Annotated in this window: 25 protein-coding genes and 2 pseudogenes; 18 read left to right on the plus strand and 9 right to left on the minus strand. The window is 71.3% G+C overall.

Annotation, left to right across the window (positions count from 1 at the left end; translation table 11 throughout):
* Positions 1-60: 60 nt before the first annotated feature.
* Entirely contained in the window at positions 61-1,443 is a 1,383-nt protein-coding gene (locus ACFHVL_RS07195; protein ID WP_416626378.1) for a KamA family radical SAM protein, read from the minus strand.
* A 170-nt stretch (positions 1,444-1,613) separates the two neighbouring features.
* Between ACFHVL_RS07195 and ACFHVL_RS07200 the strand changes: the two genes are divergently transcribed.
* The 9 genes from ACFHVL_RS07200 to ACFHVL_RS07240 all read left to right on the plus strand — a co-directional run bounded on the left by ACFHVL_RS07200 (position 1,614) and on the right by ACFHVL_RS07240 (position 12,006).
* Entirely contained in the window at positions 1,614-2,663 is a 1,050-nt protein-coding gene (locus tag ACFHVL_RS07200) for a zinc-binding alcohol dehydrogenase (RefSeq protein WP_416626379.1), read from the plus strand.
* Between the two features lie 5 nt (positions 2,664-2,668).
* Positions 2,669-4,312, plus strand: coding sequence for an amidohydrolase (locus ACFHVL_RS07205; protein WP_416626380.1), 1,644 nt, complete (start codon positions 2,669-2,671; stop codon positions 4,310-4,312).
* A complete protein-coding gene (locus tag ACFHVL_RS07210; RefSeq protein WP_416626381.1) occupies positions 4,309-5,910 on the plus strand; it encodes a lysine 5,6-aminomutase subunit alpha in 1,602 nt (533 codons plus the stop codon). Before ACFHVL_RS07205 ends, ACFHVL_RS07210 begins: the two co-directional genes overlap by 4 nt.
* Positions 5,903-6,652 carry an OAM dimerization domain-containing protein gene (locus ACFHVL_RS07215; RefSeq protein WP_416626382.1) on the plus strand — a complete coding sequence of 250 codons (750 nt, stop codon included), beginning with the start codon at positions 5,903-5,905 and terminating at the stop codon, positions 6,650-6,652. Before ACFHVL_RS07210 ends, ACFHVL_RS07215 begins: the two co-directional genes overlap by 8 nt.
* Positions 6,649-7,047 carry a hotdog domain-containing protein gene (locus tag ACFHVL_RS07220; RefSeq protein ID WP_416626384.1) on the plus strand — a complete coding sequence of 133 codons (399 nt, stop codon included), beginning with the start codon at positions 6,649-6,651 and terminating at the stop codon, positions 7,045-7,047. Before ACFHVL_RS07215 ends, ACFHVL_RS07220 begins: the two co-directional genes overlap by 4 nt.
* On the plus strand, positions 7,044-8,417 hold the full coding sequence (locus ACFHVL_RS07225) for a glutamate mutase L (RefSeq protein WP_416626386.1): 1,374 nt from the start codon (positions 7,044-7,046) through the stop codon (positions 8,415-8,417). The genes ACFHVL_RS07220 and ACFHVL_RS07225 overlap by 4 nt, the downstream gene beginning before the upstream one ends.
* 581 nt (positions 8,418-8,998) lie before the next feature.
* Positions 8,999-10,612: an apolipoprotein N-acyltransferase gene (lnt, locus tag ACFHVL_RS07230; protein ID WP_416626445.1), complete on the plus strand. Its 1,614-nt coding sequence runs from the start codon at positions 8,999-9,001 to the stop codon at positions 10,610-10,612.
* Positions 10,609-11,412 carry a polyprenol monophosphomannose synthase gene (locus ACFHVL_RS07235; protein WP_416626387.1) on the plus strand — a complete coding sequence of 268 codons (804 nt, stop codon included), beginning with the start codon at positions 10,609-10,611 and terminating at the stop codon, positions 11,410-11,412. The genes lnt and ACFHVL_RS07235 overlap by 4 nt, the downstream gene beginning before the upstream one ends.
* Positions 11,413-11,469: 57 nt before the next feature.
* Positions 11,470-12,006 carry an FxsA family protein gene (locus tag ACFHVL_RS07240; protein ID WP_416626388.1) on the plus strand — a complete coding sequence of 179 codons (537 nt, stop codon included), beginning with the start codon at positions 11,470-11,472 and terminating at the stop codon, positions 12,004-12,006.
* A 114-nt stretch (positions 12,007-12,120) separates the two neighbouring features.
* Here ACFHVL_RS07240 and ACFHVL_RS07245 read toward each other — a convergent pair whose 3' ends face one another.
* From ACFHVL_RS07245 to ACFHVL_RS07255, 3 genes are all read right to left on the minus strand, one after another.
* Positions 12,121-12,462, minus strand: coding sequence for an RNA polymerase-binding protein RbpA (locus ACFHVL_RS07245; RefSeq protein WP_123601539.1), 342 nt, complete (start codon positions 12,460-12,462; stop codon positions 12,121-12,123).
* Positions 12,463-12,701: 239 nt separating this feature from the next.
* Positions 12,702-13,829 carry a serine/threonine protein kinase gene (locus ACFHVL_RS07250; RefSeq protein WP_416626390.1) on the minus strand — a complete coding sequence of 376 codons (1,128 nt, stop codon included), beginning with the start codon at positions 13,827-13,829 and terminating at the stop codon, positions 12,702-12,704.
* A gap of 182 nt (positions 13,830-14,011) precedes the next feature.
* Positions 14,012-14,872 carry an ATP-grasp domain-containing protein gene (locus tag ACFHVL_RS07255; RefSeq protein WP_416626391.1) on the minus strand — a complete coding sequence of 287 codons (861 nt, stop codon included), beginning with the start codon at positions 14,870-14,872 and terminating at the stop codon, positions 14,012-14,014.
* 188 nt (positions 14,873-15,060) lie between these two features.
* Here ACFHVL_RS07255 and ACFHVL_RS07260 point away from each other — a divergent pair, with 188 nt between their 5' ends.
* Both ACFHVL_RS07260 and ACFHVL_RS07265 read left to right on the plus strand, forming a co-directional pair.
* The gene (locus ACFHVL_RS07260) at positions 15,061-15,495 is read left to right on the plus strand and encodes an endonuclease domain-containing protein (protein ID WP_416626392.1); all 435 of its coding nucleotides are present in this window, start codon (positions 15,061-15,063) and stop codon (positions 15,493-15,495) included.
* A 120-nt stretch (positions 15,496-15,615) separates the two neighbouring features.
* A pseudogene (locus ACFHVL_RS07265) lies at positions 15,616-16,343 on the plus strand (class I SAM-dependent methyltransferase).
* Between the two features lie 111 nt (positions 16,344-16,454).
* On the opposite strand, the pseudogene ACFHVL_RS07270 reads toward ACFHVL_RS07265, so the two are convergent.
* Positions 16,455-17,192 (minus strand): annotated as a pseudogene (locus ACFHVL_RS07270) (DUF3626 domain-containing protein); the annotation flags it as partial.
* A 154-nt stretch (positions 17,193-17,346) separates the two neighbouring features.
* Between ACFHVL_RS07270 and ACFHVL_RS07275 the strand changes: the two are divergent.
* Entirely contained in the window at positions 17,347-18,111 is a 765-nt protein-coding gene (locus ACFHVL_RS07275) for a Clp protease N-terminal domain-containing protein (RefSeq protein ID WP_416626447.1), read from the plus strand.
* 26 nt (positions 18,112-18,137) lie between these two features.
* Here ACFHVL_RS07275 and ACFHVL_RS07280 read toward each other — a convergent pair whose 3' ends face one another.
* Positions 18,138-18,413: a hypothetical protein gene (locus tag ACFHVL_RS07280; protein ID WP_416626394.1), complete on the minus strand. Its 276-nt coding sequence runs from the start codon at positions 18,411-18,413 to the stop codon at positions 18,138-18,140.
* Between the two features lie 38 nt (positions 18,414-18,451).
* Here ACFHVL_RS07280 and ACFHVL_RS07285 point away from each other — a divergent pair, with 38 nt between their 5' ends.
* The 4 genes from ACFHVL_RS07285 (at position 18,452) to ACFHVL_RS07300 (ending at position 21,480) form a co-directional block, all read left to right on the plus strand.
* The gene (locus tag ACFHVL_RS07285) at positions 18,452-18,631 is read left to right on the plus strand and encodes a hypothetical protein (RefSeq protein ID WP_416626395.1); all 180 of its coding nucleotides are present in this window, start codon (positions 18,452-18,454) and stop codon (positions 18,629-18,631) included.
* 273 nt (positions 18,632-18,904) lie between these two features.
* Positions 18,905-19,330 (plus strand): Hsp20/alpha crystallin family protein, encoded by a 426-nt coding sequence (locus ACFHVL_RS07290; RefSeq protein WP_416626396.1) that lies wholly within the window; start codon positions 18,905-18,907, stop codon positions 19,328-19,330.
* A 201-nt stretch (positions 19,331-19,531) separates the two neighbouring features.
* On the plus strand, positions 19,532-20,356 hold the full coding sequence (locus ACFHVL_RS07295; RefSeq protein ID WP_416626398.1) for an SDR family NAD(P)-dependent oxidoreductase: 825 nt from the start codon (positions 19,532-19,534) through the stop codon (positions 20,354-20,356).
* A gap of 113 nt (positions 20,357-20,469) precedes the next feature.
* Positions 20,470-21,480, plus strand: a complete 1,011-nt coding sequence (locus ACFHVL_RS07300; RefSeq protein WP_416626400.1) for a tyrosine-type recombinase/integrase — start codon at positions 20,470-20,472, stop codon at positions 21,478-21,480.
* 15 nt (positions 21,481-21,495) lie between these two features.
* On the opposite strand, the gene ACFHVL_RS07305 is transcribed toward ACFHVL_RS07300, so the two are convergent.
* Entirely contained in the window at positions 21,496-22,503 is a 1,008-nt protein-coding gene (locus tag ACFHVL_RS07305) for a TerC family protein (protein WP_416626401.1), read from the minus strand.
* Between the two features lie 100 nt (positions 22,504-22,603).
* Positions 22,604-23,662 (minus strand): winged helix DNA-binding domain-containing protein, encoded by a 1,059-nt coding sequence (locus tag ACFHVL_RS07310; RefSeq protein ID WP_416626403.1) that lies wholly within the window; start codon positions 23,660-23,662, stop codon positions 22,604-22,606.
* Between the two features lie 113 nt (positions 23,663-23,775).
* Here ACFHVL_RS07310 and ACFHVL_RS07315 point away from each other — a divergent pair, with 113 nt between their 5' ends.
* Entirely contained in the window at positions 23,776-24,774 is a 999-nt protein-coding gene (locus tag ACFHVL_RS07315) for a reductase (protein WP_416626404.1), read from the plus strand.
* 37 nt (positions 24,775-24,811) lie between these two features.
* Here the strand turns inward: ACFHVL_RS07315 and ACFHVL_RS07320 are convergent, their stop codons facing one another.
* Complete coding sequence (locus ACFHVL_RS07320) at positions 24,812-25,492, minus strand: thymidine kinase (protein ID WP_416626449.1); 681 nt, start codon at positions 25,490-25,492, stop codon at positions 24,812-24,814.
* A gap of 178 nt (positions 25,493-25,670) precedes the next feature.
* On the opposite strand from ACFHVL_RS07320, the gene ACFHVL_RS07325 reads away from it, so the two are divergent.
* Positions 25,671-26,081, plus strand: a complete 411-nt coding sequence (locus ACFHVL_RS07325) for a hypothetical protein (RefSeq protein WP_416626405.1) — start codon at positions 25,671-25,673, stop codon at positions 26,079-26,081.
* Positions 26,082-26,095: the final 14 nt, after the last annotated feature.

Here is a 26,095-nt window from a genome sequence, read left to right on the forward strand (position 1 = left end):
CTGTGGGTCACTTCGCGAAGTGACCCACAGCCCCGATGCTTGATCGTGGTGGGCGTCAGGTCATCCGTGCGAGGCGGTGAGGGTCCGCGACCACCATTGTCTTCCGGAGTCGGGCAGGGTGTCGATCGGATCGTAGTACGGGTAGCGCCGATCGAGTGAGTCGTCGCTGTCCAGCGAGGTGCGGTAGTTCTTGGTCCAGTAGGAGATGCCGTGCTCCCGGTCGTACTCGGTGAGCATGTGTACCCACCGCTTCCCCACCAGAGGCACGTCGCACACGATCCGCGGGGTGGCATAGCCGGGCAGGTAGCCCATGATGTCGTGCTGGAGTTGCTGTGCGGCCCAGACGGGGACCCGCCAGTGTTCGGCGTTGGGGATCATGTCGCACAGGTAGAAGTAGTAGGGCAGGATGCCTGCTTCGCCCTGGAGTGCGAAGCAGAGGTCGAGCAGGGTGCCCGGATCGGCGTTGACGTCGCGCATCAGAACTCCCTGGTTGCGTACGTCCCGGACTCCGGCGTCCAGCGCGGCCTGGGCCGCCTGGGCGACCAGTGGGGTCAGTGACTGCTGATGGTTGACGTGCGTGTGGATGGCGAGGTTGACCCCGCGGTCGGCGGCTACCCGGGCGACTCGTTCGAGGCCCGCGACGACCTCGGGCTGCAACCAGTGCTGGGGTAGGCCCATGAGTGCCTTCGTCGCGAGCCGGATGTCGCGGATGGTGTCGATTTCCAGTAGCTGCTGCAGGTAGGTCTCAAGGTGCCGCCACGGCAGGTTGGCGACGTCGCCGCCGGAGACGACCACGTCACGTACACCGGGATGGGACCGCAGGTAGTCGAGTTGGGCCTGGTAGCGGGCGGTCGGTTTGAGGGTGAGTCGCAGTTTGTCGATTGTGGGTGTGGAGTTGCCGACCAGGTCCATCCGGGTGCAGTGCCCGCAGTACTGCGGGCAGGTGGCGAGCAGTTCGGCAAGCACCTTGGTGGGGTAGCGGTGGGTGAGACCTTCGGCTACCCACATGTCGTGTTCGTGGAGCGAGTCGCGGCTGGCGTACGGATGCGACGGCCAGTCGGTGCGGCGATCGCTGGCCAGCGGGAGCATGTACCGCCGGACGGGGTCGGCGCGCAGGGTGTCGGTGTCCGGTGCCGCCGCCGGGACCATCGTGTTGATCATCTGGGGGGTGATCAGCATGGACATGGTCGCGTGGTGGTTCTGGTCGGCGGTGAGGTCGGCGTAGAAGGCGTCGTCGACGAGGTCGCCCAGGACGGCGTGGAGTTGGCCGATGTTCTTGACGCAGTGCGCTCGCTGCCACTGCGCGCTGTGCCACTGGTCGATGGTGACGTGGCGCCAGCCAGGTAGGCGAGTCCAGTCGGGTTCGACGAGCGGGCGCCGGCGGTACTCGTACGGCTGAGCGGCGGTGACCGGCGTGGTGCCTGCCGAGATGGGTTGCGGCATCGGTCCTCCTGGCCGGTTCGCCTCGACGGACGCTCCGGAGGTAGCTGGATATTCTTTCGAAGAGTCACTATTCTGCCGTAAGTCTTCCTGTTCCGTCAGGCCTGAAGTTGGGTTCTGTTGGTCTGGCTTCCTAGCGGATCGGTCTGGCTGCCTAGCGGAGGAGGTGCGCGGTGACGTCACCGGTCGGACTGCACCGGGTGTTGGAGCCGGTCGGGGTGTTGCCGCAGGCGGCGTGGCGGTTGAACGTCGACCCGCGCGTCGGGGCCGACGAGATCCGGATCCGGGTCGAGCGGCTCAACTTGGACGCGGCCAGCTTCCGGCAGTTGCGGGAGAAGCACGGTGGGGTCGGCCCGGAGATCAGGGCAGAGGTGCTGGACATAATCGGGCGGCGGGGCAAGATGCACAACCCGGTGACCGGGTCCGGTGGGATGCTGATCGGCACGGTCGAGGCGGTCGGCCCGATGGCGACCGCTGGAGTGCGGGTGGGTGACCGGGTGGCGAGCCTGGTCTCGTTGACGTTGACGCCGTTGGCGGTCACGGACGGCCTGGCCGGTTGGCGTGGTGACAGCGAGCAGGTTCCGTGTGAGGGCCATGCCATCCTCTTCGGCCGTACGGTGGTCGCGGTCCTGCCGCCCGACCTGCCGGAGCCGCTGGCGTTGGCGGTGCTGGACGTGTGTGGCGCCCCGGCGCTGACCGACCGGGTGGTGCGTGCGCAACTGCCGGCGGATCCCCGGGTCGGGGTCCGGGTCGCGGTGCTCGGTGGTGCCGGCAAGAGCGGTTCGTTGGCGTTGGCCGCGGCGCGGCGGGCGGGTGCCGGCCGTACGGTGGCGGTGGTGCCGACCGGGTCGGAGCGGGACCGGTTGGTGAGTGCCGGCCTGGCCGCGGCGACGGTGGTCGCGGACGCCCGGGACCCGGTGGCGGTGTCGGCTGCGGTACGGGCGGCGTTGGGGTCGGCGGCCGATGTGACGGTGGTCTGTGTCGACGTCGCGGGGTGTGAGCATGGTGCGGTGCTGGCCACGGCGGACGGCGGAACAGTGGTCTTCTTCTCGATGGCGACGAGTTTTTCTGCGGCGGCGTTGGGTGCCGAGGGGTTGGCGGCGGATGTGACGTTGCTGGTGGGAAATGGGTTCGTGCCGGGGCATGCGGAGTTGGCGCTGCGGTTGTTGACTTCTGAGCCGGGCGTGCGAGGTCTGTTCGAGGCCCGCCTCACGGCAGACTGAACGTCATGACGACTCGGGTGATGGTTGGCGGGGCGGATCGGGTCGATCTGCCGGCGGTGTTGTACCGGGGTGGCAGGTTGTACTGCCCGGCGCAGCCGGGGGCGACGGCGTTGCTGGTGCGGGCGGGCCGGATCGCCTGGCTGGGGCTGGACGCGGATGCTCCTCGCGCGGACGTGGTGGTGGAGTTGGGCGGCGCGGTGGTGACGCCGGCGTTCGTCGACGCGCATGTGCATGCGACGGACACCGGTCTGGTCTTGTCCGGCCTGGGTCTGTCGGGGGTGCGGTCGGCGGACGAGTTGTTGGACCGGCTGGCCGGGTTCGCGGCGGGGTTGCCGGCGGAGGCGGTGGTGTTGGGGCACGGGTGGGACGAGTCGACGTGGCGGCGTCCGGTGCCGCCGGACGCTCGGCGGTTGTCGGTCGCGGCGGGTGGGCGGCGGGTGTATCTGTCGCAGGCGTCGATCCATTCGGCGTTGGTGTCGTCGGCGTTGGTGTCGTCGGCGATGTTGGCGGCGGCGCCGGGGTTGTCGGCCGATGGTGATGGCTGGGTGCGGGGCGAGGAGCACCACGCGGTGCGGGCGGTGGCGTTCGGGTCGTTGGGGTCGGCGCAGCGGGCGGCGGCGCAGCGGGCGGCGTTGTCGGCTGCGGCGGGGCTCGGGATCGCTGCGGTGCACGAGTGTGGTGGGCCGGGGACGTCGTCGGAGGCGGACTTCACCGGGGTGTTGGCGCTGTCGGGTGACGGGTTGCCGGAGGTGTACGGCTACTGGGGCGAGTTGTTGGGGGCGGCGCGGGCGCGGGAGCTGGGTGCGGTGGCCGCGGGTGGTGATCTGTACGCGGATGGGGCGTTGGGTTCGCGTACGGCGTTCGTGTCGCAGCCGTACTCCGACGGTGGGGGTTGCGGGACGGCTTTCCTGGACGCCGGTCAGGTGGCGGCGCATCTGGTGGATTGTGTCGGGTCCGGGTTGCAGGGTGGGTTCCACGCGATCGGCGACGCGGCGGTGGCGGCGGTGGCGGACGGTTTCGCGTTGGCCGCCGGTGAGGTGGGTGTGGAGCGGCTGCGGGCGGGTCGGCACCGGGTGGAGCACGTGGAGATGGTGGACAAGAGGGTGATCGCGGCGTTCGTGGAGTTCGGCGTGGTGGCGAGTGTGCAGCCGGCGTTCGACCGGTTGTGGGGTGGGGAGAGCCAGATGTACGCGGCCCGGTTGGGGGTGGGTCGGTCGTTGGCGTCGAATCCGTTCGCTGCGTTGCACGGGGTGGGGGTCCCGTTGGCGTTCGGGTCGGACTCGCCGGTGACGCCGTTGGATCCCTGGGGGACGGTGCGGGCCGCGGTGTCGCATTTCAATCCGTCGTCGAGGTTGGGGGTGCGGTCGGCGTTCGCCGCGCATACCCGTGGTGGGTGGCGGGCGTTGCCGCCGGGGGTGGTGCAGACGTCGCAGGAGGGTGTGTTGGCGTTGGGGGCGGCGGCGACGTTCGCGGTGTGGTCGGCGCCGGCGGGGGTGTCGGCGGATGGGTTGCCGGTGTTGGTGGCGGACGATCCGGCGTTGCGGGGGCCGGCTGATCCGACGCCGTTGCCGCGGTGTCTGCGGACGGTGTCGCGGGGGCGGGAGATCTTCGTGGCGTCGGATCTGGGCGAGCCGGTGGGTGTGCGGTGAGTGGTCTGCTGGGGCTGGATCCTGCGCTGGTTGCGCGGGCGCGGGAGTTGGCGGCGCGCGCTGGGGCACCGGTGGTGGAGTTGGCGCGGTCGCGTACGACGGTGTCGGTGGAGCGGGCGGTGTTGCGGGTGATGGGGGTCGCCGGGGCGGACGCGGAGGGCATTCCGTGGGTGAACCGGCTGGTGGATGTGGTGGCCGAGCAGGTGGGGTTGGGCCACGGGGTGGCGGTGCCGGTGTGTGACGCGGTGCTGCGTTCAGGGGTGGACCGGGTCGACGCGGCGGCGTTGACGGGGTTGGCGCAGGAGGCGGCGGCGGGGGCGGTGCGGTTCGAGGTGCCGGCGGGTGGAGCAGGGGAGGCGGCTCGGGGGTGGGCACGGTCGTTGGCGGCGGCGGGGGTGGCGCGGATCGACCGGCAGCGGGTGGAGCGGGAGCGGTTGGTGGGGCGGTGGGGGGATCCGCCGCGTCGGCCGTGGGTGTATCTGATCGTGGCCACGGGGGACATCCACGAGGACATTCCGCAGGCGCAGGAGGCTGCTCGGGCGGGTGCGGATGTGGTGGCGGTGATTCGGTCGACTGGGCAGTCGTTGCTGGACTACGTGCCGGAGGGGGCGACCCGGGAGGGTTTCGCGGGGACGTATGCGACGCAGGAGAACTTTCGTCTGATGCGGGCGGCGTTGGACGAGGTTTCGGGTGAGGTGGGGCGTTATGTTCGGTTGACGAATTACGCGTCCGGGTTGTGTATGCCGGAGATGGCGGTGCTGGCGGGTCTGGAGCGGCTGGACATGATGTTGAACGATTCGATGTACGGGATTCTGTTCCGGGACATAAATCCCGTTCGGACTTTCGTGGATCAGCGATTTTCGCGTCAGGTGCACGCGCGGGCCGGGATCATCATCAACACGGGGGAGGACAACTATCTCACGACGGCTGATGCGGTGGATGCTGCGCATACGGTGACGGTGTCGCAGTTGCTGAACGAGTATTTCGCCCGGGAGGCGGGACTGGCGGACTGGCAGTTGGGGTTGGGGCATGCCTTTGAGATAGATCCGTTGGTTCCGGAGTCGTTCCGGCTGGAGTTGGCGCATGCGTTGTTGGCGCGGGAGTTGTTTCCGGAGGCGCCGTTGAAGTGGATGCCTCCGACCCGGCACATGACGGGGGATGTGTTCCGGGGAAATCTGTTGAACGGGTTCTTCAATTTGGCGGGGGTGTTGACCGGGCAGGGGATCCTGCTGGTGGGGATGATGACGGAGGCGGTGGCGACGCCGTGGCTCAGTGATCGGGCCATCGCTTTGCAGAACGTGCGGTACGTGTTGGGTGCGGCGGGTGGGCTGGCGGAGGATTTCGTGCCGGCTCCGGATGGGTTCATCGTGCGGCGGGCTGGTCAGGTGTTGGGCGAGGCGGTGGCTCTGTTGGGTCGGGTCGTCGACGATTCGCTGTTGACGGCGATCGCCCAGGGCACGTTCGGGGTGATGCGTCGGCCGGCGGATGGCGGCAAGGGTCGTGACGGGGTGGTGGTGCAGGCGGGCGACTATCTCAACCCGGTGTCGGAGTTGCTGGAGGCTGCCGCTGACGTCCGGGTCGGTGCTGGCCGTGGGTGAGGTCGTGCGCCCGTACGGGGACACGACGGGTGACGGGATGGTGCAGTTGTCGTTCACGCTGCCGGTGCCGCACGACAAGCGGGCCGAGGGCGCGGCGCTGCTGTTGGCGGGGAAGATGGGCGTCGATCCGGCGATGGTGGTGCACGCGGCGCCGGTGAGGGTGGGGTTCACGTTCTTCGTGGTGTATGGCCGGGTTGGTCATCTGGTGGACATGTCGGCGGTGCGGGTGGTGGAGCGGGATTTCCCGTTGTTGGGGGCGGCGGAGGTCAACGCGGCGGTGCGGTCGGGTCTGGGGCGGCGGTTGTCGGTGGTGGGGGCGTGTATCGGTACGGACGCGCACACGGTCGGTATCGATGCGATCTTGAATGTGAAGGGGATCGCGGGTGAGAAGGGCCTGGAGTACTACCGGGAGTTCGTGGTGACGAACATGGGGGCGCAGGTGCCGGTGGCGGAACTGGTGGAGGAGGCGGTGCGGGTGGGCGCGGACGCGGTGCTGGTGTCTCAGGTGGTGTCGCAGCGGGACGCACATCTGCACAATGTGCGGGAGTTGTCGGCGGCGTTCCGGGAGGCGGTGCCGGCGTCGCGGCGTCCGTTGCTGGTGGTGGGTGGCCCGAGGTTCGATGAGCTGATGGCCGCCGGGTTGGGGGTGGATCGGATCTTCGGCCGTGGGGCGACGCCGCGTGAGGTGGCGAGCTATCTGGTGCATGCGGTGTTGGCGAAGACGCGGGGGGTGCCGTCGTGAGCGCGGTGGTGGGGTTGTCGGTGACGCACCGGCGGTACGTGCCGTACGGGCATGCGCATTACGCCGGTGGTCTGGTCGACGGGGCGTACGTCCTCGGGTTGTTCGGTGACGTGGCGACGGAGTTGTGTATCCGGGGTGACGGTGACGAGGGGCTGTTCGCCGGTTATGAGCAGGTGCGGTTCGTGGCGCCGGTGCGGGCTGGTGACGTGGTGCAGGCGTGCGGCACGGTGACGCGGGTGGGGACCCGGAGTCGGACGGTGCGGTTCGAGTGTCTGGTGGTGTGTCGGGGGTGTCCGGAGGTGTCGGTGTCGGCGGCAGGGGTGGTGACGCCGCCGTTGGTGGCGGTCACCGCGGTGGGCACGGTGGTGGTGCCGGCGGTGGGTGAGGCTGGGTGAGTGTGGTGGTCTGCGCCGACGTGGGGTCGACGTTCACCAAGGCGGTGGTGGTCGATTCGGCGGACGGGGTGTTGCTGGGGGCGGCGGCGTGTCCGACGACGGTGGGGGGTGACGTGTGGGACGGGTTGGCGGCGGCGGTGCGCGCGGCGGGCGCGGCGGTGTCGGGTGGGGCGGAGTCGGGTGGGGTGGAGTCGGTGCCGTGGCTGGTGTGTTCGTCGGCCGGTGGGGGTCTGCGGTTGGCGGTGGTGGGCTATGAGCCGTTGGTGACGGCGCGGGCCGGGGTGCGGGTGGGGTTGTCGGCGGGGGCGCAGGTGGTGTCGGTGGTGGCTGGGCTGCTCGACGCGGCGGGGTTGGCGCTGCTGCGGGAGTCACGGCCGGATGTGGTGTTGCTGGTTGGCGGCACGGACGGTGGGGACGCGCAGGTGTTGCTGCACAACGCGGGCTCGCTGGCGGCGGCCGGGTTGGCGGTGCCGGTGGTGGTGGCGGGCAACGTGGTGGCGTGTCCGGCGGCGGTGGCGACGCTGGCCGGTGCGGGGGTGGCGGTGACGGCCGCCGGCAACGTGCTGCCGAGGTTGGGGGTGTTGGCACCGGGGTCGGCCCGGGCGGCGGTGCGTGAGGTCTTTCTGCGGTCGGTGATCGGCGGTGGACGTTTGTCGGTCGACGGGCGGTTCGGCCAGGTGGTGCGGGCGGCGACTCCGGATGCGGTGTTGTCCGGGGTGGCGTTGCTGGCGGGTTGCGCGAAGGCTGATCTGCTGGTGGTCGATGTGGGTGGTGCGACGACGGATGTGTATTCGGTGGTGGGTGCGGATTCGCAGCCGGCGGCGGATGAGCCGGTGGTCGGGGTGCCGGTGGCGGGCTGGTGGGATCAGTCGCGCACCGTCGAGGGGGACCTCGGGGTTCGGGCCGGGGCGGGTGGGGTGGTGGCTGCGGCGGTCGCGGAACGGCTGATCGGGCCGGAGCAGGCGGCGGCGTTGGCGGGGCCGGCGGCGGCACGGGTGGCGGATCCGGGCCTGGTCGCGGTCGACGAGGCTGCCCGGTCGGTGGATCTGCGGTTGGTGGAGTTGGCAGCCTTGGTGGCGGTGCGGCGGCATGCGCGGGCGCAGGAGGAGTTGCCGGGCAGTGGCCGGGATCTGCGGCGGGTCCGGTGGCTGGTTGGCTCGGGTGGGGTGTTGCGGCGGGTGGGCGTGGCCGCGGCAGTCGACGTGTTGCGCTCGGTGGCCGGCGACCGGGCGGGTGGTTGGCTGGTGCCGAGGGCGGCGGTGCCAGTGGTCGATTCGGTGTACGTGTTGGCGGCGGCGGGGCTGTTGTCGGTGGATTATCCGGGGGCGGCGGCGGGTCTGTTGCGGCGGTACGTGTTGGCGGGGCGGTAGGGCCGTCGTGGCGGGTGACGCGCCGGGGTCGTTGGACGCGCCGGTGCGACACGCCGACGGGGGGCTGCGACGCCCTGGGGCGGGTTGACAGCACGGGGGGTCGCCCGCGTACCGTCTTTGAGTCCTACCACGGGAAGCGGCTGTTGTTCGCTTCGTTTCTTCGTCCGCTGGCCGAGCGACGGTGTGTCGCAGTGCGGTGTACCGCATGTGGGCTGACCACAGGGGGTTTCCGCATCGGCCAGGTCCAGCGGGCGAGGGTCGGCGAGGCGGCGCGGACCGGCCGCGACTTTCCGGTGTGTGGGCAGGTGGTCGTGCGGGGCCAGTAGACAACGGCCCGCCGGGGGCAGCCAGTTCCCGGTCGGTCGGTCCGAAGGTCGCCGTACGGGTGTCCTGCCGCACCGGCGGGGGAGGGGCCTGGGAGCGCGGGGCACGGCCGATCGGCCGTGCCCCGATTTCTCTTTCTTCCACGTGGGGCGGTCGTCGGCGTGTCGTCGTCGGGGCTGCGTGCCGGTAGCCTTCGTCGGACGTGTCGGTTGGCTGCCGTGGTCGGTGGCCTCGGTGGGGTGGGGCTCGACGTGGCGATGGTGGATGAGGTGCGGGCCGCGTCCCGGCCGGGTTCGGTGCCGGTGGTGGCCGGTGGTGCCGCGGTGGGGTTGCCGTGGGCGGTGGGGCTGGCTGTGTTGTCGGGTGTGGCGCTGCTGGTGGCGTTTCCGCCGTACGGCTGGTGGTGGGCGGCGCCGGTGGGGGTGGCGGCGTTGGCGGTGGCGGTGCACCGTCGTCGGCTGCGGGCGGGCGCCGGGTTGGGTTTCGTCGCGGGGGTGGTGTTCTTCGCACCGTTGTTGAGTTGGACGAATCTGCACACGGGGAGTCTGCCGTGGGTGTTGTTGTCGGGTTTGCAGGCCAGTTACCTGGCGTTGTTGGGGGCGGTCGCGGCTTTCGTCTCGCCAGTGGTGGATCGACGGAGGTTGGTGGCGTGGCCGCTGGTGACCGGGTTGTTGTGGGTGGGGCAGGAGGCGTTGCGGGGTCGGACCCCGTTCGGGGGTTTTCCGTGGGGGCGGTTGGCGTTCAGTCAGGGTGATTCGCCGGCGTTGCCGTGGGCTTCGGTGGGTGGGGCTCCGCTGGTGACGTTCGTGGTGGCGGTCTGCGGTGGGGTGTTGGCGGCGGCGATGTGGCGGCGGTGGCGGTGGCGGTGGGGGCCGGGGTTGGTGCCGGCGGTCGGCGGGATGCTCGTCGCGGCGGGTCTGTTGGCGGTGGGTGCGTTGGTTCCCCTCGGTGGCGGGTCGTCGGGGTCGGTCACGGTGGCGATCGTGCAGGGCAATGTGCCGCGGATGGGGTTGGACTTCAACGCGCAGCGGCGGGCGGTGCTGGACAACCATGTGCAGGGAACGCTGCGGTTGGCGTCTCGGGTGGCGGCGGGTGAGGTGCCGGCGCCGGACCTGGTGGTGTGGCCGGAGAACGCCAGTGACGTGGATCCGTTGCAGGACGCCCAGGCGGCGGCGAGCATCGACGAGGCGGCGACGGCGATCGGGGTGCCGATCCTGGTGGGGGCGTTGTCGTACGGTCCGGCGGCCGGTGAGGTACGTAACGTGAGCCTGGTGTGGGAGCCGGGTTCGGCGGGCGATGTCGAGCAGGTGTATGTGAAGCGGCATCCGGTGCCGTTCGCGGAGTATGTGCCGATGCGGCGGCTGGCGCGTATGGTCACGAAACAGGTGGATCTGGTCCGGGCCGACTTTGTCGCTGGTTCGTCGCCGGGTGTATTGCGGCTGGGGTCGGTGTCGGTCAGCGGCATCATCTGTTTCGAGGTGGCATACGACGGTCTGGTTCGGGACACGGTGACCGGTGGCGCGCAGGTGTTGGCGGTGCAGACCAACAACGCGACGTTCGATGTGGCGGAGGCTGGTCAGCAGTTGGCGATGGTGCGGTTGCGGGCGGTGGAGCATGGCCGGGACGGTCTGATGGTGTCAACCGTTGGCATATCGGCGTTTGTCGATCAGAATGGGCGGGTGTCGCAGCCGACCGAGTTCAACACCGCGGCTGCCGTGGTGAGTGAGTTGGAGCTGGGGGCGACGCGTACTCTTGCGACTCGGGCAGGTGTCTGGCCCGAGATGGTGTTGGTGGTTCTCGCCGGCGCTGTCGTCGCTGTGGCGGTATGGCTGCGGCGGCGGGTGGCCGGCTCAGTTACGGAGGCACGGTGAGCGAGGCAGTGTCGGCGGGCGACGGAGCGGAGGGCTACCCGGGGGTCCGTCGGGTGCTGGTGGTGATCCCCACCTACAACGAGGCGGACAACGTTCGGTCGATCACCGAGCGGGTCCGTGCTGCGGTGCCGCAGGCCGACGTGCTGATCGCCGACGACAACTCACCGGACGGGACGGGAGCGCTGGCGGACGAGCTGGCTGCCGCCGATGGTCAGGTCTTCGTGTTGCACCGGCCGGGTAAGCAGGGTCTGGGTGCGGCGTACGTGGCGGGCTTCGGCTGGGCGGGGCAGCGCGGCTATGACGCGGTGGTGGAGATGGACGCCGACGGGTCGCATGCGCCTGAGCAGTTGCCACGGCTGTTGGATGCGGCTCGTGGGGCCGACGTGGTGATCGGGTCGCGGTGGGTCTCCGGCGGTGAGGTGCTGAACTGGCCGCGGCACCGGTGGCTGGTGTCACAGTGCGGCAATCTGTACACGCGGCTGGCGCTCGGGATGCCGGTGCGTGATGCGACGGGCGGGTACCGGGTGTACCGGCTCGCCGTCCTCGACAAGATCGACTACGCGAGCGTGTCGTCGCAGGGCTATTCGTTCCAGGTGGAGTTGACCTGGCGGGCGTACCGCGAGGGTTTCCGGATCGTCGAGGTCCCGATCACGTTCGCGGAGCGGGAGCAGGGTGCCAGCAAGATGAACGCCTCGATCGTGCGTGAGGCGCTGTGGCGGGTGACCGTCTGGGGGGTTCGGGCCCGCCGTGACGGGCTGACCGGTCGGCGGCGGGACACGTCGGCGGCGCGCTGGCCGTGACGGCGGGCCGTGTCACACTTGGACAGGTGAGGCCACGCCACGTATGCGGGAGGTGACATGCGCCGGGGAGTGCGGTTGATCCCGCTGGCGCTGGCGGCGGGGCTGGCGCTGGAGATCGTCGTTTTCGTGCTGTTGGTACAGCAGATCGGCATCGGTTGGGCGGCGCTGCTGGTGTTGGTGGCGTCGCTGGCCGGGATGATGCTGCTGCGGCGTGAGGGGATGCGTGCTTGGCGTAGTTTCCGGGCGGCGGCCCAGGCCGGGCGACCGCCGGGTGAGCAGGTCAGCGACGGACTGCTGGGCTTGGTCGCCGGGTTGATGTTGGCGATTCCGGGCCTGGTCAGCGGGGTGTTCGGCACGGTGCTGGCGGTGCCGCCGGTGCGCCGGCTGGTGCGGCGACGTATTCAGGTGGCGGCGGAGCGCCGGATGCCGTCGTCGATGGCAGGTGACGTGTTCGGGCCGCGACGGGTGCGGGTGTACCCACCATCGGGGCGGGCCGCCGCGGCGGATGCTGACGGTACCGCCGATGCCGGCTCGGCGGCGGGATCGCCCGGTGCCGGTTCGGCCATCGAAGGGGAGATCGTCGACCCCCGGTGATTCTTGGGCTGACATCACAGGACCCTGACAGCCGAGATGGCCGTCAGGGTCCTGTGTCCGTTTCGGGACGTCTGCGTGCCGTTCATCATGGGCGCAGAGCCTTGGCGGCGAGGTTCACACACCGCCGCGGCGGTTGCGGACCTCCTGCAGGCGTTCGGCGAGGATGTCCTCGAGTTCGGCGATGGACCGCCGCTCCAGCAGCATGTCCCAGTGGGTGCGCGGAGGTTTGGCCTTCTTCTGCTCTGGTTCGCTGCCGTCGACCAGCCGCGCGACGCTGCCGTCGAACTTGCATTCCCAGGTCACCGGGACCTCAGCGTCGACGGCGAACGGGACCTCGAACTGGTGGCCCTTGGCGCAGAGGTACTCGCGGGTCTGGCGCGGCGCGAGCTCCGTGTTGCGGTCGGACTCGTAGCTGACTGCTCCCAGACGGCTTCCGCGCAGCATGCGCTCGCCCATGATCGGCTTTCCCCTCGGTCGTGGTGCTGGTCTTCAGGTGTAACGATGAGCGCGGGGTGGTCGATTCCCGCAGTCGGTGGCGCTGCCCGGCGACAGTGCGCCAGGGCTGGACGTATGCGAGCGTATCCGGCCGATGCCCGCTGATGCCGTGCCACCTGACGGTGGTACCACCGTCGTCCCGGTGAAACGTCGTGTTAACGAAGTTTGGCACACCGACGCCCGGGCGGGTGCGATGTAGGTCACTGTCCGGCCGGGGTGGTCGAGCCTGGCGGGTGGTGAGTGCCGGCGCTGCTGCTGAGTGCGGCGACGGCGGTGGCGAGGTCGCCGACCTGGCGGGACAGTTCGGCGGTACGGGTCAGGGCGGCGTCCCGTTCCGCTCGGACGGCGTCGAGCGCGGCTGTCAACTCGACGATCCTGGCCTGGCACTGATCGGCCTGCCGGGTCGCTGTGTCGGCGGCCGCCCGGGCCTGGACGATGTCGGCGCGGGCGGTGTCGGCGTACCGCTGCGACTGCTCGGCGTCGGCCCTGGTGCGCTGCAGTTCGGCGCGTAGCGCGTCGGCCTGGCCGTGCGCGGCGTCGGCGTCGGCGGCCGCCTGGTCGGCCCGGGACTGTGCGAGGCGCCGCTGGTGCTCGGCCTGTTCCCGTACCGCGTCGGCGGCCTCGGCGGCGGCGGTGGCATCAGTGACGGCTACCCGGGCGGCGGCGATGTCGCGGGTCAGCTCGTCGATCATCCGGCGGTCCTCGTCGCGTCGCGTCCGCGCAGTCTCCAGTTCGGCGCGGGCGGCGTCGCGATCCGCTTCGGCCTGCTGTCGCAGCGCGTCGGCGGTGCCGGCGCGCTGGTCGGCGGCGACCTGTCCGGCCTGCGCCGCGTCGGCCTGACGACGGGCGGCCTGTGCGGCCTCGGCGGCGGCGTGGGCCCGTGCCTCGGCGGCCGCTGCCTCGGCGGCGGCCGCCGAGGCAGCCTGGTGGGCGCGGGCGGCGGCTGCCGTGGCGGTGTCGGCGGCCTGGCGGGCCTCGTCGCGTTCAGTCTGGGCGCCGGCGAGGGTCGCTGCGGCTTCGGCCCGGACCTCGGCGATGCTGCGTTCCACGCCGGCGGGGGAGAGTTCGGCGTGCAGCGTCTCGGCGAGGGTGCCGACCATCTGGTCGAGCCGGTCGACGAGTTCCCAGCTGCGGGCGACCTGCCCGGCGAGACCGGGTGCGTCGCGTCGGCGCATCCGGTTGGCGCGCGACGCCCGCTGGCAGGCACCGTCGTTGTCCCGGCAGTAGCGGAAGGGTCGGCCGGCCGCGGCCCGCTGCGGCACCGGCGTGCCGCAGTGTGCGCAGGGCCGGGTCGCGTGGTCGGGGGCCGGAAGCGGCGGGGTGTCCATCGCCGCGCAAGTGTAGTGGTCGGTCCCAGGAGCACTTGGCGTGGCCGGACCCGTGGAGGATGTTCTCCACGACCGCGAGCTGCCGTACGTCGAGAAGATCGACGGTCAGCTCCTCGCGGAGTTCGCGAGGGTCGCCGGCGTGAAGTGACTCTGGCGGGAGCGGCCCGTGCCCTGGAGCGCCCTCACCCGGCACCCAAGGCGGCGACGAAGTGTCCGAGCGCGTCCGCCGACGCCTGCGGCAGGAACAGGGAGGGCTCCACCAGTTCCAACTCCAGGACGCGTGGCAGGCCCTGGTCGTCGCGTACGAGATCGACACGGGCGTAGAGCGGAACGCCGAACCGGGCCGCCACGACGTCGACGGCCTTCTGGGCTACCACGATCTGTTCGGCGTCGGCAACGTGTGGTGCGTTGGTCTCATCCGCGAACAGGTCGTCGATCGTGCCGGCGCGGGGCAGCACCACCCGTTTGTTCGCAGCGTGGCTGTACCTGCCGGCGAAGAAGACGAGCGGCCATTCGCCGTCGATGGCCACCGAGCTCAGTAGTGGCTGGACCAGCACGCTGACACCGGCCTTCTGTAATCTGCGCACGTGTACGCGCGCCATGTCGTGCTGGGTCGGCCCGTACGAGGCAACGCCGCGGCTGCCCGCGCCGACCGCCGGCTTCACCACGAAGTCCCCGACGGGAAAGTGTGGACGGTCTCCCGGCTCCATGAACGTGGTTTCCGTGACGGGTACGCCGGCCCGGTCGAGGTCGGCGAGGTAGCGCTTGTCCAGGTTCCACCGCAGCATCGGTGACGGGTTGCGGAGGTCCGTCACCTGTTCCACGGTCTCCAGCCAGGTCAGGAACTGTCCGAGCCGCTGGGCGTAGTCCCAGGTCGAACGCACAACGGTCCGGTCGTAGTCGGCCCACCGCACAGCGGGGTCGTCCCACACCACCACATCAACGGCGATTCCTGCGCGCTGCAGCGCGGGCACGGCCAGCGGTTCGTCGGCGTCGCGTCCACGAGCATCCCGAGCGGAGACCCACGCCAGCCGAGTGGTCACGACCCTGATCTTACGAGGCGGGCAAAGCTCGCGGGGGACCTCCTGCCGTACCGGGAACCCCACCGACGCCAATTATCGTATTGTCGTAAATGACAATACGATAATTATCCGGACCGCGTGGCCCGCCTAGGTTCGAACACCATAATGACAGTTATGTGACAACAACACACTAGCTGTATGGTGTAGTCGTGGGTGACGACCAGGTGCTCTGCCGGAAGTGCGGGGAGACGAAGCCGCGCAAGGCCTTCTACGACCAGCTGCACTCGGCACTGCCCCGCAGGCCGTGCAAGGCCTGCATCTCGACGTACAAGCGTGATCGCTACGCGGTCACGGACGGCGACCGCGTCTCACACGCGCAGGTCCTGCGCGAGAAGTACGACCTGACATCCGCGCGGTACGAGACGATGCTGGCCGAGCAGCAGGGGCGGTGCGCGATCTGCGGTCAGCTGGAGACCGCCCGTGGGCGTGGCGGGGCACCTCGGCGCCTGGCAGTGGACCACGACAAGCGCAGCGGAGCCGTCCGGCGGTTGCTCTGTCACCGCTGCAACCTGGTGACGTCGGCGGTCGAGGAGAATCCAGCCCTGTTGGACAAGGTGCGGGCATATCTGCAAGAGCACGCTTGACGTCCTGGCGGCGGCGATGAGCGCGCCACCGACCGGGAGCTGACGACTCGCGCCACCACCACCACGGCCGGTAACCGGTTGCCCAGCCGTGGCGGACGGGCGCAGGATCGCGCAATGTCGATGAAAACGTTCGACGAGCTGATCGCCGAGGGGTCGGCCGTACCGGTGGACGGATGGGACTTCTCCTGGTTCACCGGCCGGGCCACCGAACAGCGGCCACCCTGGGGGTACGCGGACCTGTTGGGCCGTCAAATGGCCGGTGCCCGGCGGGCGGTGGATCTGCAGACCGGCGGCGGCGAGGTGCTGGCCGGCATCGCGTCGGCACCGCTGCTGCTGGTGGCGACCGAGGGCTGGCCGCCGAACGCGGCGCTCGGCGGCCGGGTGCTCCGCAGCGCCGAGGACGCCGATCTGCCGTTCGTCGACGGCTGTTTTGACCTGGTGACCAGCCGGCATCCGACCGTGGTGCGCTGGCCGGAGGTGGCCCGGGTGCTGGCGCCCGGCGGCACGTACCTGTCCCAGCAGGTCGGCCCGGACTCGGTGGGTGAGTTGCGGGACTTCCTGACCGGTCCGCAGCCGGTCCGCGACGACCAGCGACCGGAGTGGATCCGCGCGGCGGCGACCGGCGCCGGGCTGCGGGTCGTCGACCTGCGGCCACCACGCTACGGATGGAGTTCTTCGACATCGCCGCGGTGGTCGTGTTCCTGCGCAAGGTGGTCTGGACGGTGCCGGGGTTCACCGTCGAACGGTTCCGGGACCGGTTGGCGGCGCTGCATCGGCGGATCGCAACGGACGGGGTCTTCGTGGCGCACGCGCGTCGGGTGCTCGTACAGGCCTGCCGACCTCGCTGAGCTGCCGCCCGACGCCGGCGCGCCGAACCGGGCCAGGTAGTGCCAGACGCGTTTGAGGTCCTGCGGGTCGTGGCTGCCGGTCCGGGCGGCGTCGCCGATGATCCGTGGGGTGAGCCAGCCGTCCACGGCGATGCGGGCACCGAGCTCGGCGTAGCGGGGTCCCCGGTAGGCGGCGGTGCGGCGCAGGTCGGCCACGTCGAGTCGGAAGCCCGGATGCCACCGCACCGGGCAGGGCAGCCGGCGGCTCGCGGTCTCGACCGGGCTGCCCCGGTAGGACGCGTCGAGTACCAGCGCGGTGACGTCGCGGTCGAGCCGGACCGGCCCGTGCACGTGGGCCTCGACGTAGTGGTCGAGCGGATCGGCGGGGGTGTCGGCGTCGGCCAGGTCGATCAGGTCGCAGCGGGCGGCGACGCCGAACGATGTCGGCGCGAAGACGCTGTCCGGGTAGCAGAAGGTGCACCGGGCCAGCACGGCGCCGGTCAGCAGCAGATAGCTCGACCCGAACCGGGGTGCGCCGCCGCGGGGCCGCCGCCGGTGGTCGAGTGCGCCGTACACCGGTCGCTCGTGTGGGTCCGCGTCGTCGTAGGCGCCGCCGAACATGCGGCTCTCCCAGCGCCAGCGGTCCCCGCCGGGGTGTGCGGTGAGGCCGCCGTTGCTGATCGCGGTGGCGAACTGGGACAGGTATCGGCCGTCGTCGGCGAGCGCCTCGATGACCGTCCGTCCACCAACCGGCCGGTCGGGGTGGAAGTTCAGGGTGACCGGCAGGGTCGGGTCCAGCGCGGGGCCGGCGCAGCGGGCCGCCACGTACCGCACGGCCCGCTGCGGTGGTGACGACGACACGTTCGCCATTGTTGCCGACAGCCTGGGTGCGTGGCGACGGCCGGGTACGCGGACGGAGTCGTGCCGGCACGCACGAGTACGTGTAACCCCACAGATATAACCACACTGGGGTTACACGTACTAGGATGGTCTTCCTGCCACACCACCAGAGGAGGCGACCGTGATGCCCAAGATCAACGTCTACCTGCCCGACGACCTCGCCGACGCGGTCCGCGACACCGGCGTGCCGGTGTCGGCGGTCTGCCAACGCGCACTGGAGCAGGCCGTCCGCCGGATCACCGCGATCCGCGACACCGCGCTGGCCGATCTGGACGCCGAGCAGTTGGCGGCCAGGCTGCCCCAGCTGACCGCGCGGACCCGCGACGTGCTGCTGCTGGCCCGGGCACAGGCACAGTCCGCCGACGTGTCGCAGGTCGGCACCGGCCATCTCCTGGCGGCGATGCTCGACGAGGGCGACAACCTCGGGCTACGGGTCCTGCGGGCCGTGGAGGTGCAGCCGGCACAGGTCACGGCCGCGCTTGCCGCAGCGGCACCGGAGCCGGCCGGGCCGGCGGATGTGGCGATGCGGTTCAGCGGCACCGGCGCGAACGCCCTCGAGCTCGCGGTGACCGAGGCGACGTCGTTCGGACACAACTACGTCGGCTGTGAGCACCTGCTGCTCGGTCTCATCGCCGAGCCGGACGGTGTCGCCGGCCAGGTGCTGCGCGGGCTGGGCGTCGAGCTGAAGTCGACCCGGCGGGCGGTCGCCGCGGCCCTGGCCGGGTACGTGCATCTGCGCGCCCAGTCCGCGACCTCGACCGGCGCCGGGGCTGCCGCCACACCGGCCGGAGCCGACCCGGTGACGGCGGTCACGGCGCTGATCCGCCGTGAGCTTGCGCCGATCACCCAGCGGTTGACGCAGTTGGAGGAGCGCATCGCCGCCGGGTGACCCGGCGGCCAGGTGGCCGGACGTCGTCAGTCCAGCAGCGCGGCCGCCCAGTCGGCTTCCCTCGCGCCGATGTGGTCGGCGTCGCGACGCCAGATGTCGCCGTGTCCCTCGCGCCAGAGCCGCGACCACGGCGGTACGCCGGCGGCGGACTGCGCGGCGAGGAAGTCGTGCATCGACCGGGTCCGGCGGGCCAGCAGCGGGACGAGGTCACGGCGCTGGCCTTCGTCGAGTCCGTACGCGTCGGCGAGGATCCGGAGCCGGCGGGCGGCGTCGGGCCGTTGCCAGGGTCGATGAACGCCCACGCCGCGCCGACGACCAGGTTCCAGGGCGCGAGGTCGTGGTGGATGACCAGGTCTGCGCCCTCTGGTGGGATGAGCCGCTGCCACACCGCGTCCGCTGGCGGGCTGAAGGTGGCGGCGGCATCGTGCAGGTCACGGACCAGTTTTCCGACGCGGCGCAGCGCGGCGTCGGGATCGAGCAGGTCGAACCGGTCCGGCCAGGGCACCACCCCGGTACGTAGGTCAGCACCTCGCGTCCCTCGGCGTCGATGCCGAGCGGGTGTGGCGCCCCCTCGTATCCGACGTCCCCCAGGTGGGTGAGGAAGGTGTGCACGGTGGGGGTCCACGGTCCGGCCGGCCGGCGGACGGTGTCGCCGACGCGGGACTCGTCGACCGGTTTGTCACGTGGGTGAGTCAACTTGACGACGCCGAGAGTTGCGCGCTATAGCTATAGATAAGTTGAGTCTCAGGGGCTCAACTTATGGGAGAGGTCCGCACCGTGAGGAGGTCCGACAATGTTGATGCGCACCGACCCGTTTCGTGAGATCGACCGGATCGCGGAGCAGTTCTTCGGCACCGCGGCCCGGCCGGCCGTCATGCACATGGACGCCTACCGCGACGGCGACTGGTTCTACGCCGCGTTCGACCTGCCCGGCGTCGACCCGGACAGCATCGAGTGCACGGTGGAGCGCAACGTGCTCACCGTGCGCGCCCAGCGGCAGCGCCCCGGCGGGGAGAAGGTCGAGCTGGTCGCCGCCGAACGCCCGATGGGCACCTTCACCCGGCAACTGTTCCTCGGCGACACCCTCGACACCGACAAGATCGAGGCCGGCTACGAGGCGGGGGTACTGACACTGCGCATCCCGGTGGCCGAGCGCGCCAAGCCCCGCCGGGTGGCGGTCACCGTCGCCGACGACAGCCGCCGACAGCTCAGCAACTGACACCACCATTCATTCATCGGCCCCCGCCCGGCGGCACCGCCGGGCGGGGGACAAGCCCGAAACCGGTCGCGGCATCGCGGTCCAGGCGGCATCCTGGACCGGCAGGTGTCCCGACGCAGCGGAGCCCGACCTTCCATGTGAGCCGCAGGACGCACCAGACCGCCACCCGACCTGCGCGGTAGTCACGGAAGGAGAACAGGGATGATCGATCCCCGGCTCGGTGGGCGCGTCGCCATCGTCACCGGTGCCAACCAGGGCATCGGTGCGGCGATCGCGCTCGCCCTGGCCACCCAGGGCGCGGCGGTGCTCGCCACGTACCTGCGGATGGACCCGGCGCCCTACGCCGACGATCCGTCGTTTCCGGCCCAGTACGGTCGTGCCCGGGCCCAGGGCGCACAGAGCGTCGTCGAGCGGATCATGGCCGCCGGCGGCAAGGCGCTCGCTGTGGAGGCCGACCTGGCCGACCCGGCTACCCCGGCCCGGCTGTTCGACGAGGCCGCTGCCTCGTTCGGGCCGGTCGACATCCTGGTCAACAACGCCAGCGGCTGGCTCAGTGACACGTTCCGGCCGGACATCCGTGACCGGTTCGGTCGTCCGTTGGCCCCGGTTGACGCGGGCACCTTCGACCGGCAGTTCGCCGTCGATGCCCGGGCTCCGGCGCTGATGATCGCCGAGTTCGCCCGCCGGCACCTGGCCCGCAAGGCGACCTGGGGGCGGATCGTCGGGCTGAGCTCGGGCGGCCCGCACGGTTTCCCCGAGGAGGTCTCCTACGGTGCGGCCAAGGCCGCCCAGGAGAACTACACGATGTCGGCCGCCGCCGAACTCGCCCCGTACGGGGTGACCGCCAACATCGTCGTCCCGCCGGTCACCGACACCGGCTGGGTGACCCCGGAGGTCGCCGAGCAGGTCACCGGGTCGAGTCCGCTGAGCCGGATCGCCCGGCCGGAGGACGTAGCCGAGGTCGTCACGCTGCTCGCCGCACATCAGGCCCGCTACGTCACCGGGCAGGTCGTGCGGATGTCCTGAGCCCGGTGCCGCCGCCGGCCACCGACGTCGTCCGGCTGACCGACCCTCGGAAAATGATCACCACGCGGCGTTTCGACGGTGCGTCGCGGCGGCGGCTCAGGCATCCTGCTGCGATGAGTCGCCCCACCGCGTCCGGCCTCATCCCCCGCCAGAACGGCCGCGGCGTGGCCGCCAGCGCCACCCCGGTCGACTTCACCGATGCGTGGCTGCGTAACCGCCGGCTGTCCGAGCACACCCGGGCGGCGTACCGCCGTGACGTGACCGCCTGGCTGACCTGGTGCGCCGGCATCGACATGGACCCGCTGCGGGCGACCTTCCTCGATCTCAACGAGTACGCCCGGACCCTCGAAGCCACAGTAGACTCCCGCAGTGGCCGGCTGCTGACACCGGCGACGGTGGCCCGCAAACTGTCCGCCCTGTCCAGCTGGTACGCGTTCCTGGTGCGGCTGCGCGCGGTGCCGGCCAACCCGGTCACCGACGCCGACCGGCCCCGGATCAACCGGGATCACTCGGCCACCATCGGCCTGACCCCCGAACAGGTCGACGCGCTGTTCGTGGCGGCCCGCGCCGACCACCGGCCCAGCGGCCCCCGCAACCTCGCGGTGCTCGCGCTGCTGGCCGATCTCGGGCTGCGGGTCGGGGAGCTGGTCTCGGTCGACGTGGCCGACGTCGGTCACGAACGCGGGCACCGCAGCGTCCGGTTCGTCGGCAAGGGTGGCCGGTCGCGGCGGCGGGCGCTGGCCCCGGACACCGCCGCGACCCTCGACGCGTACCTGGCGGGGCGGGCCCGCGCCGCCGGGGTGCCGGTCGACGAACTCGACGGTCCGCTGCTGGTCACCGCCACCGGCGCCAGGCTCGACCGGCACGCCGTGTTCCGGCTGGTCCGCCGGCTGGCCCGGGACGCCGGACTACCAGCGTGGGACCGGCTGTCGCCGCACTCGTTGCGGCACGCGTTCGCCACCACCGCCCGCGCCGAGGGCGTGGCGCTGGAAGACGTGCAGGACGCGATGGGCCACGCGGATCCGCGTACCACCCGCCGCTACGACCGGGACCGGCACAACCTGGACCGCGACCCGGCGTACCGGATCGCGGCCGCGCGGGCGGCCCGCGGCGCGGCGGGCTGACCGGCTCCGCCGTGCTCAGCCGGCGTCGCGGTGCTGGTCGCCGTGGGCGCGCAGCGAACCGGCGTGGGCGCGGGCGCTCGGGTCCCGGTGGACCTTGATCAGGCTGGCGATGACCGTGACCGTCAGGATCACCAGGATCAGGCCCAGCGACACCGGGGTCTCCACTTCGGGCACCCGGTCGTCGAGGGTGTGACCCCAGTGCAGGATCAGCTTGACGCCGATCAGTGCCAGGATCAACGCCAGTCCGGTCGACAGGTAGACCAGCCGGTCCAGCAGGCCCTTCACCAGGAAGAACAACGCCCGCAGCCCGATCAGGGCGAAGGCGTTGGCGGTGAAGACGATGTACGGCTCCTGGGTGATGCCGAACACGGCGGGGATGGAGTCGAGGGCGAACAGCAGGTCGGTGCTGCCGATCGCGATCAGCACGATGAACAGCGGCGTGACGACCCGCCGTCCGTCGATGCGGGTGACCAGTTTGCCGTCGACGTAGTCCGGGGTGACCGGCAACACCCGGCGGGTGGCGCGGACCAGCACGTTGTCGTCGACCTGCGGGTCCTCGTCGCGGTGGCGGAACAACTGGACGGCGGTGAAGATCAGCAGCAGGCCGAAGATCAGGAACATGAACGAGAACAGGTTCAGTAGGGTGGCGCCGGCGGCGATGAAGATGGCCCGCATGACCAGCGCCGCGATGATGCCGAAGGTCAGCACCTTGTGCTGGTGTTCCTCCGGCACGGCGAAGGTGCCGATGATGATGACGAAGACGAACAGGTTGTCGACCGACAGGCTCTTCTCCACCAGGTAACCGGCGAAGTACTCGGTGCCGTAGCCGCCGCCGGCCCAGGCCATGAAGATCAGCCCGAAGACGAGGGCGACCGCAACGTAGAACACCGACCAGCCGACCGCCTCGCCGAAGCCGACGGCGTGTGGGCGCCACGCCGCCACCGCGAGGTCGAACGCGAGCAGCGCGACGATGACGACGATCGTGACGGCCCAGACCAGCAGGCTGACATCCAACGAACCCATGGCATTGATCGTGCACCCCGAGGCGGCGGGGCGCGCGCCGACACACAGCTTTCCCAGATGAAGTAGCTTCATCGTCACCGAACGTGGTGGCTGGTCGGGGTCAGGGCAGGCAGGCGTACGCGTCGGCGGCACCGGCCTCGACGGCCGGGGCGAACCGGTCGAACGGATCGGCCCGCAGCGTCCGGGCGGCACCGCGCCCGGTGTGCCGCCAGGTGCCGACGATCCGGCCGGCGGCGACCACGGTCGGGCGGAACACGCCGTTGCCGCCGGGGACGATCCGTTGCGCGTAGGCCGGGTCGAGCACCGCGTCGCGATCCCGATAGCCAAGGACGAACTCGTCGAAACCGGGCAGTAACAGCACCCCGTCGGCCTGCTCCCGTGCCCCGGCGAGCCGGTCGGCGACCTGTGGGCAGCGGAAATGGTCGACGCCGTCGACGACGACCCGCTCCAACCGCGGCGCGGCGATCGCCAGCCCGGCCCGGGCGTCTGCGGCGAGCAGCTGCGCCCAGCGGACGAAGTCACGTACGGTTGCCGGCCCGTGGCCCTGGAAGTAGCGCAGCGCCAACTCGCCGAGCGCCTCGTCGCGGGTCAGCCGGCGCGGCGCGCGGATCCATTCGTCGACCAGCGCGATCGCCGGCCGGCCGTCGACCAGCGGCCCCAAGCACAGCGTTGCGGTCTGTGCCAGCTGCCACAGCAGGTGGTAGCCGCGTTGCCCGTCGGTGGCCACCCCCGCCGCGTCCCAGGCAGCCAGCAGCGCGTCACGGCGCAGTCGCCGACCGCCCTGCAGCGCCGCCACCGCCACCTCGTGGGCCCGGTCGAACATTGCGTCGTCGAGGCCGAGCGCGGCGCGGCGCGCCGCCGCGCCGGCCAGCACCCGGGGGGTGCCCAACGCCAGCAGCCAGCCGAGGTCCTCGGCGGCGACCGCGTGCAGGGTGCCGCGCAGCGGCCACGACACGACGACGTCGCCGGCGTCGAACGCCGCTGCGACGTCGGTGCGGCTCCGGCCACGGGTCCGCAACGCGATCGACACGACGACGCCGGGGAAGTCCTGCGCCTGCATCGCCGTCAGGTGGCGTACCGCGCCGGTCGCGGTGCCGTCGGCGCCGACGAGGCGCTGCGCGGCCAGCCGTAGCCGCCCGATCTGTGATCCTGCGTTCACCGGCCCACCGTACGGGCCGGCACCGACACGTCACGGCCGGCGGTGCCCTGCGGTGTTCCGCTGAGAGCGTGACGGCCTTCCGCCCGACCGCGCCGGGCGGCACAGTGGCCGGTATGCGGTTGCTGATGCTGGGCGGTACGGGATTCGTCGGCCGGTGCGTCGTCGAGGAAGCACTGACTCGCGGTTGGGCGGTCACCGTGGCGCACCGGGGGCACCGGCCGCCACCGGCCGGCGCGCAGGTGATCGTCGGGGACCGGACCGCCGCCGACGGACTCGCCGGGCTGCGTACCGGTGACTGGGACCTGGCCGTCGACACCTGGTCGGGCGCGCCGTCGGTGGTCCGCGACGCGGCCCGGCTGCTGCGCGGGCGGGTCCGGCACTTCACCTACGTGTCGAGCCGGTCGGTGTACGTGTTCGCGCCGCCCGCCGGCGCGGACGAGCACGCTGAGTTGGTCGACGCGTCCGCCGACGACGGCGCCGACGTCGACTACGCCCGCGCCAAACGCGGCGGCGAGCTGGCCGCGGTCGACGCGTTCGGTGACCGGGCGCTGCTGGCCCGCGCCGGGTTGATCCTCGGCCCGTACGAGGACATCGGCCGGTTGCCGTGGTGGCTGACCCGTATCGCCCGAGGCGGCCAGGTGCTCGCCCCCGGCCCACCTGACCTGCCATTGCAGTACGTCGACGCCCGGGACCTGGCCGCCTGGGTGCTGGACACCGCCGCCGCCGGGCTGTCCGGACCGTACAACGTGGTTAGTTCATCCGGCCACACCACGATGGGTGAGCTACTCGAGACCTGCGTAAGGGTGACCGGATCGGCTGCCCGGCTACGGTGGACCGACCCGGCGGTGATCGCCGACGCCGGCCTCGCACCCTGGACCGAGCTGCCGATCTGGCTGCCGCCGGGTGAGCTGCACGACTTCCTGCACCGCGGCGACGTGTCCCGGGTCATCGCGGCCGGGCTGCGGTGCCGGCCGGTGACCGAGACGGTCGCCGACACCTGGGCCTGGCTGCGCGGCTTCGACCTGCAGTCGCCGCGACGCCCCGACCGGCCACCGGTCGGGCTCGACCCCGAGCGGGAAGCCGACCTGCTGGCCCGTCTCGGTGTCGGCTGACCGCACACCAGTGGCCGCACCCGAACGAGGCGCCGGGTTACGAGGTGGCGCCGAGGTCGCCGGTGCGGTGGTGCCGGCGGCACAGCACCTGGTAGCGCACGTCGGCGTGATCGGCCGTATCCCCGATGACGACCTGCTCGCCGTGGCGGGCCACCACACCGTCGACGACCCGTGCGTTGAGCAGACCCTGCCGTCCGCACCAGCACAGCACCTCGACCTGGATGCGGCACACCTCGTCGGAGAGTTCGAACAGTCGCTGCGCGGCCGGGAACAGCACCGACCGGAAGTCACTGGCCAGGCCGAACGCGAACACGTCGACGTCGTAGCCGTCGACGAGGTCGGCCATCTGCTCCACCTGGGCGACGGTGTAGAAACAGGCTTCGTCGCAGATCAGGTAGTCGACCCGGGTGCCGTCGGCCCAGCGGCCGCGCACCAGCGCCACCAGGTCCAGGTCGTCGGTGACCTCGATCGCCGAGTGGGCCAGCCCGATCCGGGTCGTCACCTGCGGCCCCATCGACCGGTCGTTGCGGGTGAGCACCAGGCCACGGCGGCCCTGCCGGGCATGGTTGTGGTCCATCTGCAGCGCCAGTGTCGACTTGCCGCAGTCCATCGGACCCCAGAAGAACTTCAACGCCGCGCCGTGGCGCAGCCGCCCGTCACCGGCGGCCAGGCAGGCGGTCGCCAACGCGGACTGCTCCGCGCTGGCCGGCCCGGACATCACCCGCAGACTGTCGTCGGTCACGACCGGGCAGCTTACTAGCCGTTACCGCAGACGGTGGCGGCCCCCGGCTGTCGCGGCCAGTCCGGGTGCCGTCTCGCCGGTGGCGAGCAGCCGGCGACACCCGGTACGCCGCAACCGAACGCGATGTCGGACCACTGTGGCAGGATCTGCCGCCATGTTCCCCCGCGCCTGGACCCTCACCCACGTCGAACGCGTCATCCGATCCGCCTGGGCCGCAGACACCTGCGATCCCGCCGACCTGGCCGACTGGCACACCGGCAACCCGGCGCGCGGGCAGTGCGGCGTCACCGCCCTGGTGCTGCACGACCTGTTCGGCGGAGACCTGCTACTCGGTGAGGTGCACGTCGACGGGCAACGCACCGGCTACCACTGGTGGAACCGGCTCGGCGTGGTCGAGGTCGACCTGACCCGGGACCAGTTCGGCCCGCACGAGCAGATCACCGCCGGTGAGATGGTCGCCCGCCCGGCCGGGCCGCCGCTGCGCTGCCGCGAGCAGTACGACACGCTGCGTACCCGGGTGTTGAAGCAGCTCGGTGCCGATACGGCCGTGGCGGCCGACAGATAGCATGCCCGCCGACG

Origin of the sequence: Micromonospora sp. LOL_023 (genome assembly GCF_048060115.1) — a bacterium.
Classification (GTDB): domain Bacteria; phylum Actinomycetota; class Actinomycetes; order Mycobacteriales; family Micromonosporaceae; genus Micromonospora_E.

What these genes read in the sequence shown, in the direction of transcription:
- ACFHVL_RS07195 (WP_416626378.1), bottom strand. Translation starts at nt 1,443, where the DNA reads ATGCCGCAACCCATCTCGGCAGGCACCACGCCGGTCACCGCCGCTCAG.
- ACFHVL_RS07325 (WP_416626405.1), top strand. Translation starts at nt 25,671, where the DNA reads ATGTTCCCCCGCGCCTGGACCCTCACCCACGTCGAACGCGTCATCCGA.
- ACFHVL_RS07300 (WP_416626400.1), top strand. Translation starts at nt 20,470, where the DNA reads ATGAGTCGCCCCACCGCGTCCGGCCTCATCCCCCGCCAGAACGGCCGC.
- ACFHVL_RS07250 (WP_416626390.1), bottom strand. Translation starts at nt 13,829, where the DNA reads ATGGACACCCCGCCGCTTCCGGCCCCCGACCACGCGACCCGGCCCTGC.
- ACFHVL_RS07305 (WP_416626401.1), bottom strand. Translation starts at nt 22,503, where the DNA reads ATGGGTTCGTTGGATGTCAGCCTGCTGGTCTGGGCCGTCACGATCGTC.
- ACFHVL_RS07240 (WP_416626388.1), top strand. Translation starts at nt 11,470, where the DNA reads ATGCGCCGGGGAGTGCGGTTGATCCCGCTGGCGCTGGCGGCGGGGCTG.
- ACFHVL_RS07205 (WP_416626380.1), top strand. Translation starts at nt 2,669, where the DNA reads ATGACGACTCGGGTGATGGTTGGCGGGGCGGATCGGGTCGATCTGCCG.
- ACFHVL_RS07275 (WP_416626447.1), top strand. Translation starts at nt 17,347, where the DNA reads ATGCCCAAGATCAACGTCTACCTGCCCGACGACCTCGCCGACGCGGTC.
- lnt (WP_416626445.1), top strand. Translation starts at nt 8,999, where the DNA reads ATGGTGGATGAGGTGCGGGCCGCGTCCCGGCCGGGTTCGGTGCCGGTG.
- ACFHVL_RS07245 (WP_123601539.1), bottom strand. Translation starts at nt 12,462, where the DNA reads ATGGGCGAGCGCATGCTGCGCGGAAGCCGTCTGGGAGCAGTCAGCTAC.
- ACFHVL_RS07315 (WP_416626404.1), top strand. Translation starts at nt 23,776, where the DNA reads ATGCGGTTGCTGATGCTGGGCGGTACGGGATTCGTCGGCCGGTGCGTC.
- ACFHVL_RS07320 (WP_416626449.1), bottom strand. Translation starts at nt 25,492, where the DNA reads ATGTCCGGGCCGGCCAGCGCGGAGCAGTCCGCGTTGGCGACCGCCTGC.
- ACFHVL_RS07290 (WP_416626396.1), top strand. Translation starts at nt 18,905, where the DNA reads ATGTTGATGCGCACCGACCCGTTTCGTGAGATCGACCGGATCGCGGAG.
- ACFHVL_RS07295 (WP_416626398.1), top strand. Translation starts at nt 19,532, where the DNA reads ATGATCGATCCCCGGCTCGGTGGGCGCGTCGCCATCGTCACCGGTGCC.